Origin of the sequence: Paenibacillus sp. P2(2022) (assembly GCF_029522175.1) — a bacterium.
Classification (GTDB): Bacteria; Bacillota; Bacilli; order Paenibacillales; family Paenibacillaceae; genus Paenibacillus; species Paenibacillus polymyxa.
This window is the reverse complement of sequence record NZ_JAKWFI010000004.1, coordinates 463194-479708: the sequence shown is the minus strand read 5'-3', so window position 1 is coordinate 479708 and position 16515 is coordinate 463194. Positions and strand designations below refer to the sequence as shown.

General features: G+C 42.5%; 14 protein-coding genes. 9 read left to right on the top strand and 5 right to left on the bottom strand.

Annotated features, from left to right (window positions below; all coding sequences use genetic code 11):
• Positions 1 to 5 precede the first annotated feature (5 nt).
• Positions 6 to 2180 carry a 1,3-beta-galactosyl-N-acetylhexosamine phosphorylase gene (gene gnpA, locus MMB75_RS16440; protein ID WP_277508877.1) on the top strand — a complete coding sequence of 725 codons (2175 nt, stop codon included), beginning with the start codon at positions 6 to 8 and terminating at the stop codon, positions 2178 to 2180.
• Between the two features lie 159 nt (positions 2181 to 2339).
• Entirely contained in the window at positions 2340 to 2711 is a 372-nt protein-coding gene (locus MMB75_RS16435) for a hypothetical protein (protein WP_225164894.1), read from the top strand.
• A gap of 90 nt (positions 2712 to 2801) precedes the next feature.
• On the opposite strand, the gene MMB75_RS16430 is transcribed toward MMB75_RS16435, so the two are convergent.
• Positions 2802 to 3740 carry a helix-turn-helix transcriptional regulator gene (locus MMB75_RS16430; RefSeq protein ID WP_045244188.1) on the bottom strand — a complete coding sequence of 313 codons (939 nt, stop codon included), beginning with the start codon at positions 3738 to 3740 and terminating at the stop codon, positions 2802 to 2804.
• A gap of 124 nt (positions 3741 to 3864) precedes the next feature.
• Between MMB75_RS16430 and MMB75_RS16425 the strand changes: the two genes are divergently transcribed.
• Entirely contained in the window at positions 3865 to 4314 is a 450-nt protein-coding gene (locus MMB75_RS16425) for a VOC family protein (protein ID WP_045244187.1), read from the top strand.
• A gap of 111 nt (positions 4315 to 4425) precedes the next feature.
• Positions 4426 to 5904 carry a protein adenylyltransferase SelO gene (locus MMB75_RS16420; protein WP_045244186.1) on the top strand — a complete coding sequence of 493 codons (1479 nt, stop codon included), beginning with the start codon at positions 4426 to 4428 and terminating at the stop codon, positions 5902 to 5904.
• Between the two features lie 109 nt (positions 5905 to 6013).
• Here the strand turns inward: MMB75_RS16420 and MMB75_RS16415 are convergent, their stop codons facing one another.
• A complete protein-coding gene (locus tag MMB75_RS16415; protein ID WP_045244185.1) occupies positions 6014 to 6778 on the bottom strand; it encodes an SDR family oxidoreductase in 765 nt (254 codons plus the stop codon).
• A 487-nt stretch (positions 6779 to 7265) separates the two neighbouring features.
• Here MMB75_RS16415 and MMB75_RS16410 point away from each other — a divergent pair, with 487 nt between their 5' ends.
• A complete protein-coding gene (locus MMB75_RS16410) occupies positions 7266 to 8648 on the top strand; it encodes an amino acid permease (RefSeq protein WP_019686214.1) in 1383 nt (460 codons plus the stop codon).
• A 124-nt stretch (positions 8649 to 8772) separates the two neighbouring features.
• Here MMB75_RS16410 and MMB75_RS16405 read toward each other — a convergent pair whose 3' ends face one another.
• Together MMB75_RS16405 and MMB75_RS16400 are read right to left on the bottom strand one after the other, a co-directional pair.
• Complete coding sequence (locus MMB75_RS16405) at positions 8773 to 8979, bottom strand: DUF3953 domain-containing protein (protein WP_230681858.1); 207 nt, start codon at positions 8977 to 8979, stop codon at positions 8773 to 8775.
• 237 nt (positions 8980 to 9216) lie between these two features.
• Positions 9217 to 10257, bottom strand: a complete 1041-nt coding sequence (locus tag MMB75_RS16400; protein WP_045244183.1) for an NAD(P)-dependent alcohol dehydrogenase — start codon at positions 10255 to 10257, stop codon at positions 9217 to 9219.
• Positions 10258 to 10517: 260 nt separating this feature from the next.
• Between MMB75_RS16400 and MMB75_RS16395 the strand changes: the two genes are divergently transcribed.
• The 3 genes from MMB75_RS16395 to MMB75_RS16385 all read left to right on the top strand — a co-directional run bounded on the left by MMB75_RS16395 (position 10518) and on the right by MMB75_RS16385 (position 15049).
• Positions 10518 to 10934, top strand: a complete 417-nt coding sequence (locus tag MMB75_RS16395) for a MerR family transcriptional regulator (RefSeq protein WP_031462928.1) — start codon at positions 10518 to 10520, stop codon at positions 10932 to 10934.
• Between the two features lie 116 nt (positions 10935 to 11050).
• Positions 11051 to 11758: a hypothetical protein gene (locus MMB75_RS16390; RefSeq protein WP_045244182.1), complete on the top strand. Its 708-nt coding sequence runs from the start codon at positions 11051 to 11053 to the stop codon at positions 11756 to 11758.
• Positions 11759 to 12178: 420 nt separating this feature from the next.
• Entirely contained in the window at positions 12179 to 15049 is a 2871-nt protein-coding gene (locus tag MMB75_RS16385; RefSeq protein WP_045244181.1) for an S-layer homology domain-containing protein, read from the top strand.
• A gap of 113 nt (positions 15050 to 15162) precedes the next feature.
• On the opposite strand, the gene MMB75_RS16380 is transcribed toward MMB75_RS16385, so the two are convergent.
• The gene (locus MMB75_RS16380) at positions 15163 to 15837 is read right to left on the bottom strand and encodes an NAD(P)H-dependent oxidoreductase (RefSeq protein WP_045244180.1); all 675 of its coding nucleotides are present in this window, start codon (positions 15835 to 15837) and stop codon (positions 15163 to 15165) included.
• A gap of 142 nt (positions 15838 to 15979) precedes the next feature.
• On the opposite strand from MMB75_RS16380, the gene MMB75_RS16375 reads away from it, so the two are divergent.
• Positions 15980 to 16360, top strand: a complete 381-nt coding sequence (locus MMB75_RS16375) for a winged helix-turn-helix transcriptional regulator (RefSeq protein ID WP_017426240.1) — start codon at positions 15980 to 15982, stop codon at positions 16358 to 16360.
• The last annotated feature ends 155 nt before the right edge of the window (positions 16361 to 16515 follow it).

The following is a 16515-nucleotide window of genomic DNA, read 5'->3' as shown; positions in this document are numbered from 1 at the left end:
TGAAGATGTCTAAACAAACAACGGGGGCCTTTACACTACCGGGGGAATCTGGTTACGAGGCGCTGACCCTAAAATTAGCTGAACGATGGGGCGCCGATGTCATCCGTGACAGTGACGGCACGCAATTGTCCGATGAGATTATAAACGCTGGATACGGCATTTATTCTACAATCTGTATCATCAGAGATCATAACGAGTGGGCGTCCCGCAATCTGGATAAGCTGCAGCAGTGTTTTTTAATTACGAATCCGAAGGTAGCTGTACAGGATTATGTATCCATCTATCTGATGGAGGATTTTTTTGCAGAACAATTCAAAGTGAATGATTCCAAAGAGGCGCTTAACTACTGGCAGGTTTTTGACAGAACGACCGGGGAAGAAGTTCCAAGAGAACAATGGAATTATGAAAGGGAATCCGGAAATGTGGTCATTACCGGAATTGCTTCTTGGCATAAATACACGGTAAGCTTCATGGTCTACCGGATCTGGGAAGAGATTTCCATGTACAATCACACCACGAATCATTGGGACAAAGAGCATTTGATGCAGATTGATCCTATCTATATAGAAACGCAACAGTATCTGCTGGATTGGATGGAAGATTGGTGTCTTCATCATAAGGAAACCACGGTTGTCCGGTTTACCTCCTTATTTTATAACTTCGCCTGGATTTGGGGCAGCAATGAGCGCAATCGCCATCTGTTCTCTGATTGGGGGTCATACGATTTTACGGTAAGCTCAAGAGCGCTTGATCTATTTGCCAAGAGATATGGGTATTCGATGACTGCCGAGGATTTTGTGAATGGTGGAAAGTATCGCGTCACACATATCCCGGCTGAGCAGCGCAAGCTGGACTGGATGGCATTTATCAATGATTTTGTAATCGAATTTGGCAAGAAATTAATTGATATCGTGCATCAGCACGGCAAGCTGGCCTATGTGTTTTATGATGACAGTTGGGTTGGCATGGAGCCTTATAATGAACGTTTTCAAGAGTTTGGATTTGACGGATTGATCAAATGTGTGTTCTCAGGTTATGAGGCGAGGCTGTGTTCAGGTGTAAAAGTGAATACGCATGAGATTCGGCTGCATCCCTACTTATTTCCGGTTGGCTTAGGCGGGCTTCCTACCTTTATGGAAGGGGGCGACCCCACGCTGGATGCCAAAAAGTATTGGATTAATATCCGGCGCGCCCTGTTGAGGGAGCCTATGGACCGGATTGGACTGGGTGGATATTTGCATCTTGTAGAGCCTTGCCCGGATTTTTGCGATTACATCGAAAAGATTGCCAACGAGTTCAGAGAAATCAAAGAACTGCATCATGAAGGCAAACCCTATCACATGAAGACGAAGGTAGCTATTCTGCACAGCTGGGGAAAATTGAGATCGTGGACCTTGTCTGGTCATTTCCACGAAACATTTATGCATGATTTGATTCATATCAATGAGGCTTTATCCGGATTGCCGGTTGAAGTTCAGTTCATTGATTTTGACGATATCCGTCAGGGAATACTACAGGATTGTGATGTAGTGATTAATGCGGGCTCTGCTGGTACAGCATGGAGTGGCGGAAAGTACTGGGATGACAACAAATGTGTAGACTTACTGACTCAATGGGTTTATGAGGGCGGCACCTTTATTGGCATCAATCAGCCTTCAGCGGTTGAAGGTCATGACAGCTTTTTCAGAATGGCACATGTCCTCGGTCTGGATGAGGATACAGGCTCCAGAGTAGCTCATGGAAGATGGACATATGAGGTTAGGGATGAGCATGGTTTGGTGCCTGAAGGGGCAAGTATAACGCCAAAAAATAGGATTTATCTTACGGATGGGTCAGCTGCGATAGCGGGTGAAATGAATGGAATGGTAACGCTATCCACTCATGCCTTTGGTAAAGGAAAGGGAATTTACCTTCCTTCCTTCGAATTCAGTTGGGAAAACACAAAATTGCTGCTGAATATAATCCGCTTTGCGGGTAATGAGCTCAATGAAACGAAGTATATTACGGATAATTTATATACAGAGTGTGCTTATTATCCAGAAAGTAAAATGTTGGTTGTTATTAACAATAGCGATCAACTGCAAAAAACGACGATTGAAACGGACTATGGCAAACAAACCATGGAGTTAGAGCCCTATGACACCATGATCACCCATATCGGCTTAACAAAATCGGTATAGAACAAAAGTGAATAAGAAGTAGCGGTATCAAGCCCTCCTTTATTTAAAGGAAGGGCTTTTTGTTTCAGCACCTCCAGAAAATCCAGCCAATTTACCGGGGATTTTGTCCATTCAAAAGCATTTAGTCCTTCATTAACTATAAGTATAACAATGAAGGAGATGATTTCTTTGCGAAAGGCAACTTTAGTGAAAATTAGAAAAGCAGAAGCAAAATTGGGGAAAAAACTGAAAAAAAGAAGCCATGTGGTTATGAATGTTAAAAAAGCCATTCGTGTAACTCAACTTGGAGATGGGTTTGCACGCTTCACTTTCGCTCCGGTCACTATTTCTCCTAATAGCTTTAGAAGCACTACGATTAACGGTAACGACTACAATCTGATTAGCGGTTCATGGATTTTCTCGGGAAATCAGCAAGGGTTTCTGCTCGATAACTATTCTGCGGCGGAAGACAGATGGTTCTTTACTGCATGGAATCCAACGGGAACCACAAGAACGGTATCTTATGCTGTTATCGCCAAACGGAAGCCATAATACCAATGTCATCGTTAGCAGGGAAAAGGAGCTTGAGGCTTCTTTTCCCTGCTAAATGTAGAGAGCATTTTGAACAAACCTTCGATGATCTTATAATTTTTGATAATGGTTTAAGAGGTGCCCAACTCTTTCTTTAATAATCTGTTTTAAAGATTCAGGCTTCACGGATCGTACATAGCGACCATATCTCATAAAGTAATTAGCGATAAACTCTTCTTCTCCAGGATTGTAGAATCCTTTTATGACTGTTTTATGACCCTGCTCTATTTTCATAGAGGGATAATGTTCTTTATAAAAGATATCCTTAGCTTGTTCTACAATTTCTACTTCAAAATCAATGCTCTTCTCAGATTGATACATTTCTAATGAACGAATAAGGAGTTCATCTATAGAACAGTGAGAATTGATTTCCTCTTCTTCTATTGAGGTGATTCGATCGCATCTGAAAACCCTATATTTGTTCGTATTTAACTCTATTCCAGTAGCGTACCATTGGCCAAACTTAGCGGAAATCTTGAAAAATTGAACATGGTAACTTTTGTTCTGGTTATTTTTTGAATATTGAATCTTACAGTACGTCTCATTAAGAACGCTGGTTAGAATTTTATCTAAATAACGACTAATATGATTATGCTGATATATTTCAAATTGTAGAACCTTTTTCATTTTATGAATCTGGTTTATTTGTATTTTAGAAAGACAGTGTTCAAACTTTTCATTGAGTTTATTAACACTCAAATGAAAGGGTGTAGATTGATAAGCTTCTAAGGTTAGCATGGCAAAGTACAGAGCATACACTTCATCCATCGTAAAAATAATAGGGGATAACAGTCTATTTTTTAAGATACCATATCGTCCATGTCGGCCATGTTCCGAATAAATAGGCATACCTAATTGTTCTAATGAACTAATATCACGTAGGGCTGTACTTTTTGAAATGTGGTATTTATCCATGAGATCATTTAAATTAAAGTACTCACGACTGTTTAAGTATCTAATCATGTCATTTAATCTTTCGGGTTTCTTCATACATAAATCTCCTTATAAAAGGTGTCATGTTTTGATACCTTTACAAATGATAATAGGTTCAAGGGGATATATCAAATCTATAAGATATCTACCTAAAAGCATGATAAAAAAGGAGATTGAACCCATGAGTACAACACTGGAAATAGCTATTTTCTTATCCATGAACGGAAAAGCAAAGGAAGCCATAGCTTTTTACAAAAAACATTTTAACGCAGAGGAACGATTTCTTGTTACTTATCAGGACATGGCCAAACGTGACAGCTCAATACAGCTTACTGATGAAAATAAAGATTATATTTCTCATTCTGTCTTATTGATCGGAAGAACAAAGGTTATGATAGCAGAAGAACCAATGAATCCCAATGAGGAATATACCGTAGGGAATAACATTTCATTATGTATTCAAAGTGCTGACATTGAAGAAATTGAACATTTTTATCATAGTCTAATAACAGATGACCGAGTGAAAATTATTGTTCCTTTATCTAGTAATGTGTTTAGCCAAGCCTACGGTATTGTAGAAGACCCGTTCGGTATACAAATACAATTCATGTTTGATCATCGGTTACAATAAAAAAGTAGGTTAAAAAAAGCACAACAGCATGGTGAAAAGTGGATAATAAATGGATAGAAGTAAAAACTAAAATGGGCAAATCCAAGATACCACAGCAGAAAAGGAGACACTATGACGGAGAAAAAAGAAATAGCTGATAAAATAGGGTGGAACTTCGACAACAGTTATTCTCGTCTGCCGGAATCCATGTTTACGAAGCTCAATCCAAATCCTGTTCGCTCACCAAAGCTGATCATTTTAAATCATCCGTTGGCAGTTTCAATGGGGTTGAACGAAAATGCGCTGCAAAGAGATGATGTTGTAGCCATGTTGGCCGGCAATCAGGTTCCCGAAGGTGCTACACCTCTTGCACAAGCTTACGCAGGGCATCAATTTGGGCATTTTAACATGCTAGGAGACGGCCGTGCTCTACTACTCGGCGAGCAGATCACTCCCTCGGGCAAACGGGTTGATATTCAGCTCAAGGGCTCAGGCAGAACGCCGTACTCTCGTCGTGGTGATGGCCGAGCGGCACTTGGGCCGATGCTCCGCGAATACATCATCAGCGAAGCGATGCATGCGCTAGGTATCGCTACCACCCGCAGCTTGGCGGTGGTAACCACGGGTGAGGCGATCGTCCGGGAAACTGAGCAGCCCGGTGCCATTCTGACTCGTGTGGCTGCCAGTCATCTTCGCGTCGGCACCTTTCAATATGTCTCAGCATGGGGCACTTCCCAAGATCTGCGTACTCTGGCTGATTACACATTGGAACGACACTATCCGGAAGTTGCCAATGACGAAAACCGTTACCTTTCACTGCTTCAGGAAGTGATTAAGCGTCAGGCGAAGCTGATCGCCCAATGGCAGCTGGTGGGTTTTATTCACGGAGTGATGAACACTGACAATATGACTCTTAGCGGAGAAACTATTGATTATGGTCCTTGCGCCTTTATGGATACCTATAATCCTGAGACGGTGTTCAGTTCCATCGACATGCAGGGCCGCTATGCTTATGTCAATCAGCCGCATATCGCTGCGTGGAATCTCGCGAGATTGGCAGAGACCCTCTTGCCACTGCTGCATGACAACAGAGAGCAGGCTGTCAAAATGGCCGAGGATGCAATTTCAGATTTTGCAAACATGTTTCGCCATCATTGGCTTGCGGGAATGCGGGCTAAATTGGGGATCTTTAACGAAGAACCGCAGGATGAGTCCCTTATTGAGGATCTTCTTAAAATCATGCAGAAGCATCGCGCGGACTACACCAATACCTTCCGTGCCCTAACTTTAAACAAGCTGGAGGATGCGGTTTTGTTCAGCACGGCGGATTTTACCCAGTGGCACGAGCAGTGGCAGGCGAGGCTGGACAGACAGCAGGAATCCGAAGCCACCTCGTATCAGCTGATGCGCAGCAGCAATCCCGCAATTATCCCGCGCAACCATCGGGTAGAAGAAGCACTGGAGGCTGCGGTGGAACGAGAAGATTACCGAGTGATGGAGCAGCTTCTTGAAGTTCTTTCGAACCCTTATGCTTATTCTACCGAACAGGAAATTTACTCTACATTGCCTGAGGAATCCACTTGTCCTTACCGAACATTTTGCGGTACCTGATCTGTAGTAGTCATGTTGAACAATTGGCTGATAACGTATTTCATGCGTTGGTGGAGAAGAACGACTTTCTCTCACCAACGCATTTTGTTTTTATTTTGAATCTGTTCATTTACAGATGAGATCCACCACTTGCATCAATCAATTGACCCGTTATCCAACGGCTATCCGTTGAGGCAAGAAAGGCAGCTATATCTGCAACATCTTCAGGCTCACCCCAGCGTTTAAAGGTCGAAAGGCCAGCGGCAAATTTCTGCCCGTCAGGATCTTGTAATGTTCCGCTATTCATCTCTGTATTGATAATGCCTGGTTGGATGGCGTTGACGGTAATATGACGGCTCCCAAGTTGATGAGCCAAAACATGCGTTAGTGTGTCGATGGCCCCCTTTGACATGCTATATGCAAAAACACTAGGGGAGGCCACGCGTGTAACAAACGATGAGAGATTAATAATGCGGCCTCCATCTTTTAGACGCGGCAAAGCTTGCTGGGTAACAAAAAGAGGTGCTTTGACATTCATGTTCATGACTTCGTCAAAAGATTCTTCTGTTGTCTCTTCCAGAGGGACAATTTGACCTATTCCAGCGTTATTGACGAGAATATCAAACCGATTATCGCCTGTACATTCCCGAAGCGCTTCATCCAATTTCGCATATAAATCATGAATGCCGTTCAGGGCACTGAAGTCAGCACCAATCGTAAATGCAGCCCCTCCAAGTTGCTCAATTTGATGAACCACCTCATCTGCTTCTTTATGCCTTTTTCCGTAGTGTACTGCGACAATGGCCCCCTCCCGAGCCAGACGTAATGCAATGCCACGACCGATTCCTCGACTTGCACCAGTTACTAAAGCGATTTGACCTTTTAACTTACTCATGTCTTCATCTCCTTGTTTGGAATTCATGCATAGTTATATCACAAGGGTATGTTTGAAATGTTGCTCTTTCATTCAGAGCTTATGTTTTACACTGTAGGGATATAGGCTTTAAACAAGCTTAATATCGTGATATTTATCATTGAAAAAACACGTATCTTCAACGCTCTAATGCATTACATTGAATTGACCAATGTTCAGTAAAATGAATCTCCTTCCTTTCCATTTCATGTCTAAAAATGTCTGCTAATTAGCAGTTGTATTTAGACGTTTTTTGTCATACAATGCATCTAATGCTACGGACTCGGTCTTAGAAACAGTAAGGTTTGGACGGCAAATAGGACGTGGTTGACTTTGTATATTTATGAATCGTGGAGCTACTGTGTAGTCGTTCGATCAACCACGTCAGTCTGAAAATTAATAATGTTTGGGGGCAGTTTTCCGGATCATTAGCATTTGATGACGAACATATACGAAGGGGAGCGTTCTTTTGGAATCGAAACAATTAACGAGAGGGCTGAAGCCACGACACGTTGAGTTGATTGCGCTTGGAGGCACGATTGGCGTTGGCTTGTTTATGGGATCGGCAAGTACGATAAAATGGGCAGGTCCTTCGGTGCTGTTGGCTTATCTCTTAGCTGGGATTATTATGTTTTTTGTCATGCGGATCATGGGGGAAATGCTGATTCTTGAACCGGTGACGGGCTCATTTGCTACCTTTGCTCATAAATACATCAGCCCTTTGGCCGGTTTCTTGACCGCTTGGAGCTATTGGTTCTTATGGGTTACTGTAGGAATGGCGGAGGTCACTGCGATTGGGGTATATGTGGGCTACTGGTTCCCGGATATCCCGCAATGGTTACCGGCTTTGGCAGGTGTAATTATTATTGCGCTGGCCAATTTAGCGGCTGTGAAATTCTATGGAGAATTTGAGTTTTGGTTTGCGATGATTAAGATTATCGCTATTATCTTCATGCTAGTAGTTGGTACGGGGATGATCTTCTTTGGCCTCGGTAACGGCGGACAACCGATAGGTCTATCCAATCTAGTCAGCCATGGTGGTTTTTTTGCAGGAGGGTTAAAAGGGTTCCTATTTGCACTATGTATTGTAACGGCGGCTTACCAGGGGATTGAGATGGTAGGCATTACAGCGGGTGAAGCAGAAAATCCGAAAATGACCCTGCGAAAAGCTATTAAAAACATCATCTGGCGTATTCTGATTTTTTACGTAGGGGCAATCTTTGTCATTGTTACGATTTATCCTTGGAACCAAATTGGCGAGATTGGCAGCCCGTTTGTTCTGACTTTTGCCAAGGTAGGAATTGTAGCTGCTGCGGGTATTATTAACTTTGTTGTACTTACAGCTGCGATGTCAGGTTGCAACAGTGGTATTTATAGTGCGGGCAGAATGTTATATACATTGGCTAAGAACGGACAAGCTCCTAAGTTCTTCGGGAAAGTTTCCGCAAGCGGTGTCCCTAGAAATAGTATAATAACGACCATTTCATTGCTACTGGTAGGCGTGTTATTTAACTACCTAATGCCTGATTCCAAACTGTTTTTGTATATTTACAGCGCTAGTGTTCTCCCGGGTATGGTACCGTGGTTTGCATTAGCCATCAGTCAATTTAAATTCCGGAAAAAGTGGAAAAACGAAATGGAAGATCATAATTTTAAGTCTCGTTTTTTTCCGATCAGTAATTACATCACCATTATCTTTTTGTTGCTCGTAATCGTTGGAATGTGGTTTAATCCGGATACACGCTTGTCGTTGATTGTCGGGGCGACATTCATGGCGATCGTCGTTGTTGGATATTTTGTCTTTGGCATAGGAAAGCGGCAGAGAATTGAAGAGTTAGAGAAACACGAATAGGCTGCTCAAGATATACTATTTGCCGAGTGTAATTCAGATGTCCTGAGTTGCACTCGGCTTTTCTTTTTGTATGAAGAGGAATAGAGCAATGGAAAGGCTGTGAGTGAGGTAAAAAGGTGTGTGGTTAACCTGTTCGCACTACAAGTGTAAATATAAATACAAAGAAAGTGAGAAAGGAAACGGAGAAGTTCATTATGGCCATACTCTTACGATGAGCCTTAAATTCTGAGATGCCGGACAATAAAAATACAAGTCCTAGAAAAAATTGTGCGATGGTGTATGCGTGCTTGTAAGTATCGGGATATGCGAGGGATAACAGGGACGAGATCATAGCAACTACAGCAAATATTAGAGTGAGAATTCGATAGATATCCATTTTCTTGAACATAGATAAGTGCACCCTTCCTTATATACCTATTATTCTAAGGGGTAAATCTTTAGATTTCAAATAAAAGGAAATGGACGTTGACAGCTTTTTGTTTTGCAAAAGGAATGCGAAGATGCCCCAAGCCATGCTTGGGGCATCTTCAAATTAAAACTGCTTTTACAACTTATTGATTTACCTAGCTTACATTGTGCTAATGTCAATCACGAATCTGTACTTCACATCAGATGCTAATACTCGTTTGTAAGCTTCGTCAATCTGGTCAGCTGATACCACTTCAATTTTAGGAACAATATTGTGTTTCGCACAGAAATCCAGCATTTCCTGTGTCTCGCGGATACCTCCTATCATTGATCCTGCAAATGAGCGGCGATGTCCGATAAGGGACATCACATTGAGTGACATCGGCTCCCCGGGGGCACCGACATTCACCAAAGTTCCGTCAAGAGTGAGTAGTGCAAAATAAGCGTTCAGATCGATGTTGGCACTTACCGTATTAATAATCAAGTCAAAGCGTCCAGCCAGTTCTTCAAATGTTTCTGGTTCGCTTGTGGCATAATAGTGATCCGCGCCAAATTGCAAGCCATCTTCTTTTTTCTTTAATGTTTGTGATAGAACGGTTACCTCAGCACCCATAGCATGTGCGATCTTGATAGCCATATGGCCAAGGCCTCCCATACCCACAACTGCCACTTTCTTATCTGGGCCAGCTCCCCAGTGGTTTAACGGCGAATAAGTCGTAATACCTGCGCAAAGTAATGGAGCAGCCACGTCAAGCTCAATATTATCTGGAATTCTTACTACAAAATCCTCAGTTACGACAATGTGGGTGGAATACCCGCCTTGTGTAGGCTCGCCGTATTTGTCAACACCAGCGTAGGTAGGGACATTTCCTTTAAGGCAGTATTGTTCCTCTCCTTTACGACAGTTCTCGCATTCGCCACAGGAATCAACCATACAGCCAACTCCTACCCGGTCACCAACTGTGTACTTTGTAACTTTAGCTCCTACATCCGTAACAATCCCTGCAATTTCATGTCCAGGTACAAGTGGGTAGTTCACGGGTCCCCATTCGCCGTGAGCAGTGTGGATGTCAGAATGGCATATGCCAGCATATTTAATTTCAATCAATACATCATGTGAATCAAGATCCCGTCGTTTAATTTCAGCCGCTCGAAACGGTTTGTCTGGGCCGTCGACAGCTCGTGCTTTAGCAGTAATCATAAATAGCCTCCTAATTACTTATATTTTTCAAGAGAAAGTAATTGTATTGAATACAAAGTGAAAACTAAGTGAAGTCGATTGAAGTTTTCCTCTTGCAGATCAATGTTAATCCTTATAGTTAACTCTAAGTCAAGCAACTACCTATATTCCTTTTAAAAAATTATGCTAGGAGACTTTGACACTCAACCAATAGCTTGATAGAATCCCTTTATACCTAGAGTTAACTCGAAGTCTATATCATTAAGGATAGGAGATACATGATGAAGACATATTCGATCAGCGAAGTTGCTAAAGAATTGAATCTTACAGCATATGCCTTGCGTTACTACGACAAGGAGGGACTTATGCCTTTTGTAGAACGGACATCTAGCGGAACAAGATTATTTAAAGAATCCGATATTGACGCTTTAAAAATAATTGAATGTCTAAAATCCACCGGAATGCCGATCAAAGAAATTAAAAATTTCATTGATTGGTGTTCTGGGGGAGATTCCACACTACAACAAAGATATGACATGTTTATCGAACGAAAAGCGACTGTAGAAGCACAAATGGAGGAACTAAAAAAAACAATGGAGGTTATTGAACATAAATGCTTATATTACAAAACTGCATTGGATGCCGGAACGGAAAATATTCATAAAAACAATAATATAGGGAGTCACATGACTAACTAACAGAAAAGACATAATTTATCCACACTTCCTTCTAATATTTAACTGTTAGTAGAATTATTGAAAAGCTATAATTCTAATGATGATTTGAGTGTACATGAAGAAAAGAGGTTGTGGGTATGATGTTAAAAAAATGGCCAGTAGTATTCATGCTAGGTATTATCATGCTGGTATCTGTAGGTTGGAACAGTGGAATATCTTATGCAAAATATTATTACGAATACACTTGGGATCAGTACAAGGGGACTGAAATCAAGACCTACAGGCTGACACCAGTAGCTGGTAGAGCCGGATCTATGGATCAGGAAAAGGCCCTTGCTGCTATTGGCAAAACTCCAAATGTGTATGGAAAGTTCAGTGGCTATCGAACAGATAAAACAACTGAATTTGCAACCAAAAGTGTAACGGATGAGGTTTATCATTATGCGATTGTTGATTTTAATACCGATAAGGAGCCAGCAATTGTAGAATACGTGAATCCAAAAGGCGGAATTCCTCATACATGGAACGGAACTGATGAGATTCGAATTTTTATGAGAGGATCTGAGGCTGCTTCTTTGGCTGAGCTGTTTTATGAGGGAACTCCAAGTGAAGGACGCTATCATTTTAATGCTAACGATGTCTACTTAGTTACATTCTGGTCCAGCACAGCACAATCAATCACGGGAATGTCTGCTGAAGCACTAGTTGAGGAAGGCCCCTCTACGCTTATAAATCAAGAGTGGGTAAGTCAAATAAAAGACAAAGATCCTGCTGCTTATCCGCAAAACGGAACTCTAAAGGGCTACTTTTATATTTATAAGGGTTCTGAGTTGAAAAAGGATTAACGAGCAGCCAGGACTTAATAAGTGTATCTTACACAAAAAATGAGATAACATTTTGTATTCAGACGAATGCGGATACAGATGTCATCTCTTTTTTTATTTATGTGTACATGATTAAAATGATAGGCCCAAAAGGTGATAAGTATTTAATTGCCAATGAAAACCATTGTTTAGTGATAGGGAATTAAGGCTTAAAAAAATATGGTGAAAGAGCAGGACAGCAGATTGCTCAAACCACTTTTTTTGCTGGCTTTATTCAATCCTAGGGAGATTATTCCGATAATTCAAGTATATACAGTTTGGTGTTAACAGTAATGAAAAACCGTTTGAAAACAAAAGAGGATGATTTTCAAAATTGATATGAAGGTACAGGTGAAAGTGGCCCAGTGCTATCTCGTAAAGGAGGTGTAATGATCTCAAATAATGAATTATGAAAAAAAGTTAAAACAAATTAGGCATTACATGGCTGGTTTACTGGCTGTCTGGTTGTTCTGTATACATAGTGCGCCTGTTTTTGCGGACAGAGCCTTTAACGATATCGAACATTCCTATGCAGCTGATGCGATTGAGGCCATGGCTGCTCAAGGTTATGTTACGGGTTATCAGGATGGGAGCTTTCGACCTTTACATTTTATCTCGCGTCAGGAATGGGCAAGCATTTTCGCTAAAACCTTAAAGCGAACATCGAATAACAGAGGCGTAACTTCTTTTCGGGATGTGTCACCATGGGCTTTACCTTATGTACAGGCCTTGCAGGAAGAAAGCATTACGAAAGGGATTAGTGATCAATTATTCGGTGCCAAGCACAATATGACTCGTCAGGATATGGCCGTTTGGTATGCCCGGTATTTTGGTGTTACTGATGATACCCGATCTGCTGGTATATCCAGTTTTGTGGATCAACCTAATATATCAAACTATGCACAAACGAGCGTATGGCTGATGGAACGGTTGGAACTGATTGAGGGGGATACAAATCATTATTTCCACCCTAAAGAGTCTGTGAGTCGGCAGGACGCCACGCTGGTTGCTTATCGGATATGGTTAGGCGGTGACGTTCTGAAAGAACGTGCCAAGCGTTTGCTGGAGTCATTAGGAAATGGAGCTGCAACGATGCCTCAGGCGACCAGCCAACAAGAATCGCACAAGATTGCGGTCGATTTGACACCGGAAATTAGGCAACAACATGTGAATTCGGAAATTGATGAGCCTAAAAGGCATCGCCCAAGGCCTGATTCACCAGTATCTCCGGTGACACCACCGGAGCCGAAACCGGAACCGCCAATCACACCACCGGTGCCTAATCCCAAACCACCAATAATTCCGGTTGACCCATCGGTGATTCCACCGGACCACTCTTCGGATTTTTTGGTCGATGAAGTCGTAATCAAGGCGCAGGAGCTAGTAAATCAGCCGGAAACGTACCCTTCGTATCAGCTATCCTTTCAGCTATACAATGAAGGACGACCAGTAAGCATTCCTGCTGCCAGTGTCACAAGTGTTACGTACACATTTAGTGATGGGTTAGGTGTTTTTGATGTACAAGGGAAAATCGCACATCCCGGAAATATACCGGCTGCGGACAGCTTCATTCCGGTAGAAATGAAGGTCACCATTGCCAAACCTTATCGGGTTCTTACAGCTCAGACCAAGCTGATCGTGAAAGGGAAGACTCCGCCGGCAGAGCCACCGAACGTAATCAGGTCTGTATACTTGGCCACGTATACCATTTCAGAGGCGGCAGCTTTAGATCCGGCTGCTTGGAAAATGTCCTACGTATTTCGTAATGCTAAAGGAGAGATTATAGCTCCTAAAATGCTGCCATCAGACTTGATACTTCGGATAAAGGATTCCAGAGGAATATTTGAAGAGGATGGAAAGATTGCCAACCTGCATTTGATTCCAGCAGTGAACTCGGTTATTCCATTAAAAATCACAGTTGAGTCTCCATCCCAAGGGATTCTCTTCACATCCGATGCGGAATTAACGGTAGAACCCGGGGAACGTAAAAAACAATACTTTGCTGTCTCCATCATGCTGCAGGGAAGCGCGACTACCGTAGATCAAATCAAGCAATCTCGTCAATTGCTGATGGATCACTTTGGTCCCAACATTAAAGTGACATGGGCGATGCAAAACGGATTTGTTTTTGTAGAAGCGAATCGGCCGCAGCTTGAACAGGTTCTGGCATTTGTCGATCAGTATGGAGATGAAGTTGGGATTCTGGCGGGGTACCCGAACCAGTCCGAGCCCGGGCTTCCTGTTTGGGAAGCAAAGATGGATGAGTGGCTGTATATGTATCGTTATAATGCATTTAATGAGCTGCACCAATCTGGTTCGATGGGATCACCATCCGTGTTTGAAAGCATGGATACAGACCAATATCGGAAGTATCTGCCGAAATCATTGACCAGCTTTACGGTGAATCCCGAACAGACTCAATGGCTTAAGGATCACTATCGGATTACATCGGCGATGGGATGGTCGGCTACACAATATAATGTCAACGGTATGTATGGTGAGGGCTCACCTTTGATGCCTTACTGGTCCCATAAGGACAATCCGATTGTTCCCGCACAAGGAATTGCTGATAATAGCGGTACCGTATTCATGAACTCGGTTACGATTGATCCAATTGGATCACGCTATACGAAAGATTCCTCACGCTGGACTCTTCATCCGGGTGATCCCTATGTGACGGAGACGGATGCGGCACCACAACTGTATATAGTACAGCAATATTTGGATAACCCTTATCAACGTATAAATACGGTAAACTACTTGTCTATTATTTTGGACATCAACGCACTTGCCAACACCCATAACATGGGTCCAATATGGGAGAACTTTGTGAATCATTTCCCGCTTGATCGCAAGGTCGAGATTGTGGGTGTAGACGGGCTGAAACAGATTTATGAATCGGTAGCAGGAGCCAATAATGATCATACCGAGTTTACGCTCATGTTTAGAGGTTCAGGAATAAAGACGGCTATGGATTCCAATAATTCACCGGCAAATCTGCGCTATTTGTGGACTGAAAATGCCTCACAGCGGATTATTTTATCCAAAGAGGATGGAGATGCGGCATGGTCCATTATTGACTTTACCGATTATACCCCAAAACCGGTTCCGAAGCTGGCTTACAGCCCGGAAAATAGTCACACGGACGTAAGCTATGTCACTGGAAGGAACTTCAAGCTATGTCCAACAGCTCCTTTAACAGCAGATGAAATTCAACGCGTGAAAACTCGTTTGAAGGAAATCTATTTCGTGGAAGAAGTGAACTATCAGTAGGCGTTATGAAGTGACAACACTTTTAGGAACTATAGTTTTATGTAAAGAGGGCGTCCCAAGCCATGGAAATGGCTTGAGAGCGCCCTTTGCCTTTAATAAGGATATTCCGCGTTTTACACCCACTCCACAATCTGATCTACAGGTCGCCGAGTTTTGTCGCGCGGCTCGTTCAGGCGGTATCCAAAAGCCACCATACAAGAAATACCGAAATGCTCGGCATCCATAATGCCTTCTTCGGAGAGGATGCGTTCAATTTCTTGTTTATTAAAACCTTCGATAGGGCAGGAATCAATGCCGATTTGAGCTGCGGCAGTCATCATATTGCCCAGTGCGATATAGGTTTGTCGGCATGCCCACTCGAACATAGCTCTTTCATTTTCCTCAAGCGCAAAATCTGATTTTAGGAAGGCGTCATATACCTTCTCTTTGCCTTGCATCACTTCAGCAGGTAATTGCTGCACGTTTACCATCATATTCTTGATATAATCGGATGAAGCTACCATATCTTTAGGCAATCTGGAGAGAATAAGTACGAAATGGCTTGCTGTTGGCAACTGTTTTGTGGCCCCCCAGGAATAGGGCAGCAGCTTCTCACGCATATCTGTACTTTGGACGACAACAAATTTCCAGGGTTCAAAGCCAAACGAGCTTGGGGATAAACGACCGGTTTCAAGAATAAACTCAAAATCGGAATCGCTAATTTTCTTATGACTATCAAATTCTTTTGTAGCATGTCTGAACTTGTATGCAGCCAAGATTTGATCTTTAGTGGTTGTTAAGGTTTCCATCGTGATTCCACTCCTTATGGTTGTGATTGAAATTGACGCTTACTAAGTGCATGACTAATATTAGAATATACATGACCATTTTTGAAGTACGCACATTAATGTGCTGTAGTATATAAAATGATACCAAGGAGGAGAAGGGCCAATGCGCAATCGGAAAGGCGGTTTTGGTGAATGTACCGCTGGGAATGATCAGGCGTGTCCTGTTGAGTACACGTTGGATGTGATTGGGGGCAAGTGGAAAGGGATTATTTTATACCATCTCATGTATGGGACTAAGCGATTTAGTGATTTTCGGCGGATCTGCCCGGGAATTACCCAGCGTATGCTGACACTCCAATTGCGCGAGCTGGAAGAGGACGGTGTCGTTCATCGTGAAGTCTACCAGCAGGTTCCGCCTAAGGTTGAATACTCTCTCACCGAGTTTGGAGAAACACTCATCCCGATTATTAATCTGATGAAGGATTGGGGAGAAGAATATAAAACAAAACAGCGATCACCGGAAAGCAGCCCTTCAGCAACCTAGCCCCAATTTGTAGGTTTAAGAAGCAGCCGCATCCAAAAGACCTGGCCATCATTTTGGCAGGTCTTTTTATTTTAAAAGTGAAATAATAAAAAGTTCGCTTTGCAGTTGACAGCAAGGATGACGCTTGATATATTTCTTACGATATTGATAATCAT

Bases quoted from the DNA above. Each gene is read 5' to 3' on its own strand.
- gnpA (WP_277508877.1), top strand. From the start codon at position 6: ATGTCTAAACAAACAACGGGGGCCTTTACACTACCGGGGGAATCTGGT.
- MMB75_RS16435 (WP_225164894.1), top strand. From the start codon at position 2,340: ATGATTTCTTTGCGAAAGGCAACTTTAGTGAAAATTAGAAAAGCAGAA.
- MMB75_RS16430 (WP_045244188.1), bottom strand. From the start codon at position 3,740: ATGAAGAAACCCGAAAGATTAAATGACATGATTAGATACTTAAACAGT.
- MMB75_RS16425 (WP_045244187.1), top strand. From the start codon at position 3,865: ATGAGTACAACACTGGAAATAGCTATTTTCTTATCCATGAACGGAAAA.
- MMB75_RS16420 (WP_045244186.1), top strand. From the start codon at position 4,426: ATGACGGAGAAAAAAGAAATAGCTGATAAAATAGGGTGGAACTTCGAC.
- MMB75_RS16415 (WP_045244185.1), bottom strand. From the start codon at position 6,778: ATGAGTAAGTTAAAAGGTCAAATCGCTTTAGTAACTGGTGCAAGTCGA.
- MMB75_RS16405 (WP_230681858.1), bottom strand. From the start codon at position 8,979: ATGATCTCGTCCCTGTTATCCCTCGCATATCCCGATACTTACAAGCAC.
- MMB75_RS16400 (WP_045244183.1), bottom strand. From the start codon at position 10,257: ATGATTACTGCTAAAGCACGAGCTGTCGACGGCCCAGACAAACCGTTT.
- MMB75_RS16395 (WP_031462928.1), top strand. From the start codon at position 10,518: ATGAAGACATATTCGATCAGCGAAGTTGCTAAAGAATTGAATCTTACA.
- MMB75_RS16390 (WP_045244182.1), top strand. From the start codon at position 11,051: ATGATGTTAAAAAAATGGCCAGTAGTATTCATGCTAGGTATTATCATG.
- MMB75_RS16385 (WP_045244181.1), top strand. From the start codon at position 12,179: ATGAATTATGAAAAAAAGTTAAAACAAATTAGGCATTACATGGCTGGT.
- MMB75_RS16380 (WP_045244180.1), bottom strand. From the start codon at position 15,837: ATGGAAACCTTAACAACCACTAAAGATCAAATCTTGGCTGCATACAAG.
- MMB75_RS16375 (WP_017426240.1), top strand. From the start codon at position 15,980: ATGCGCAATCGGAAAGGCGGTTTTGGTGAATGTACCGCTGGGAATGAT.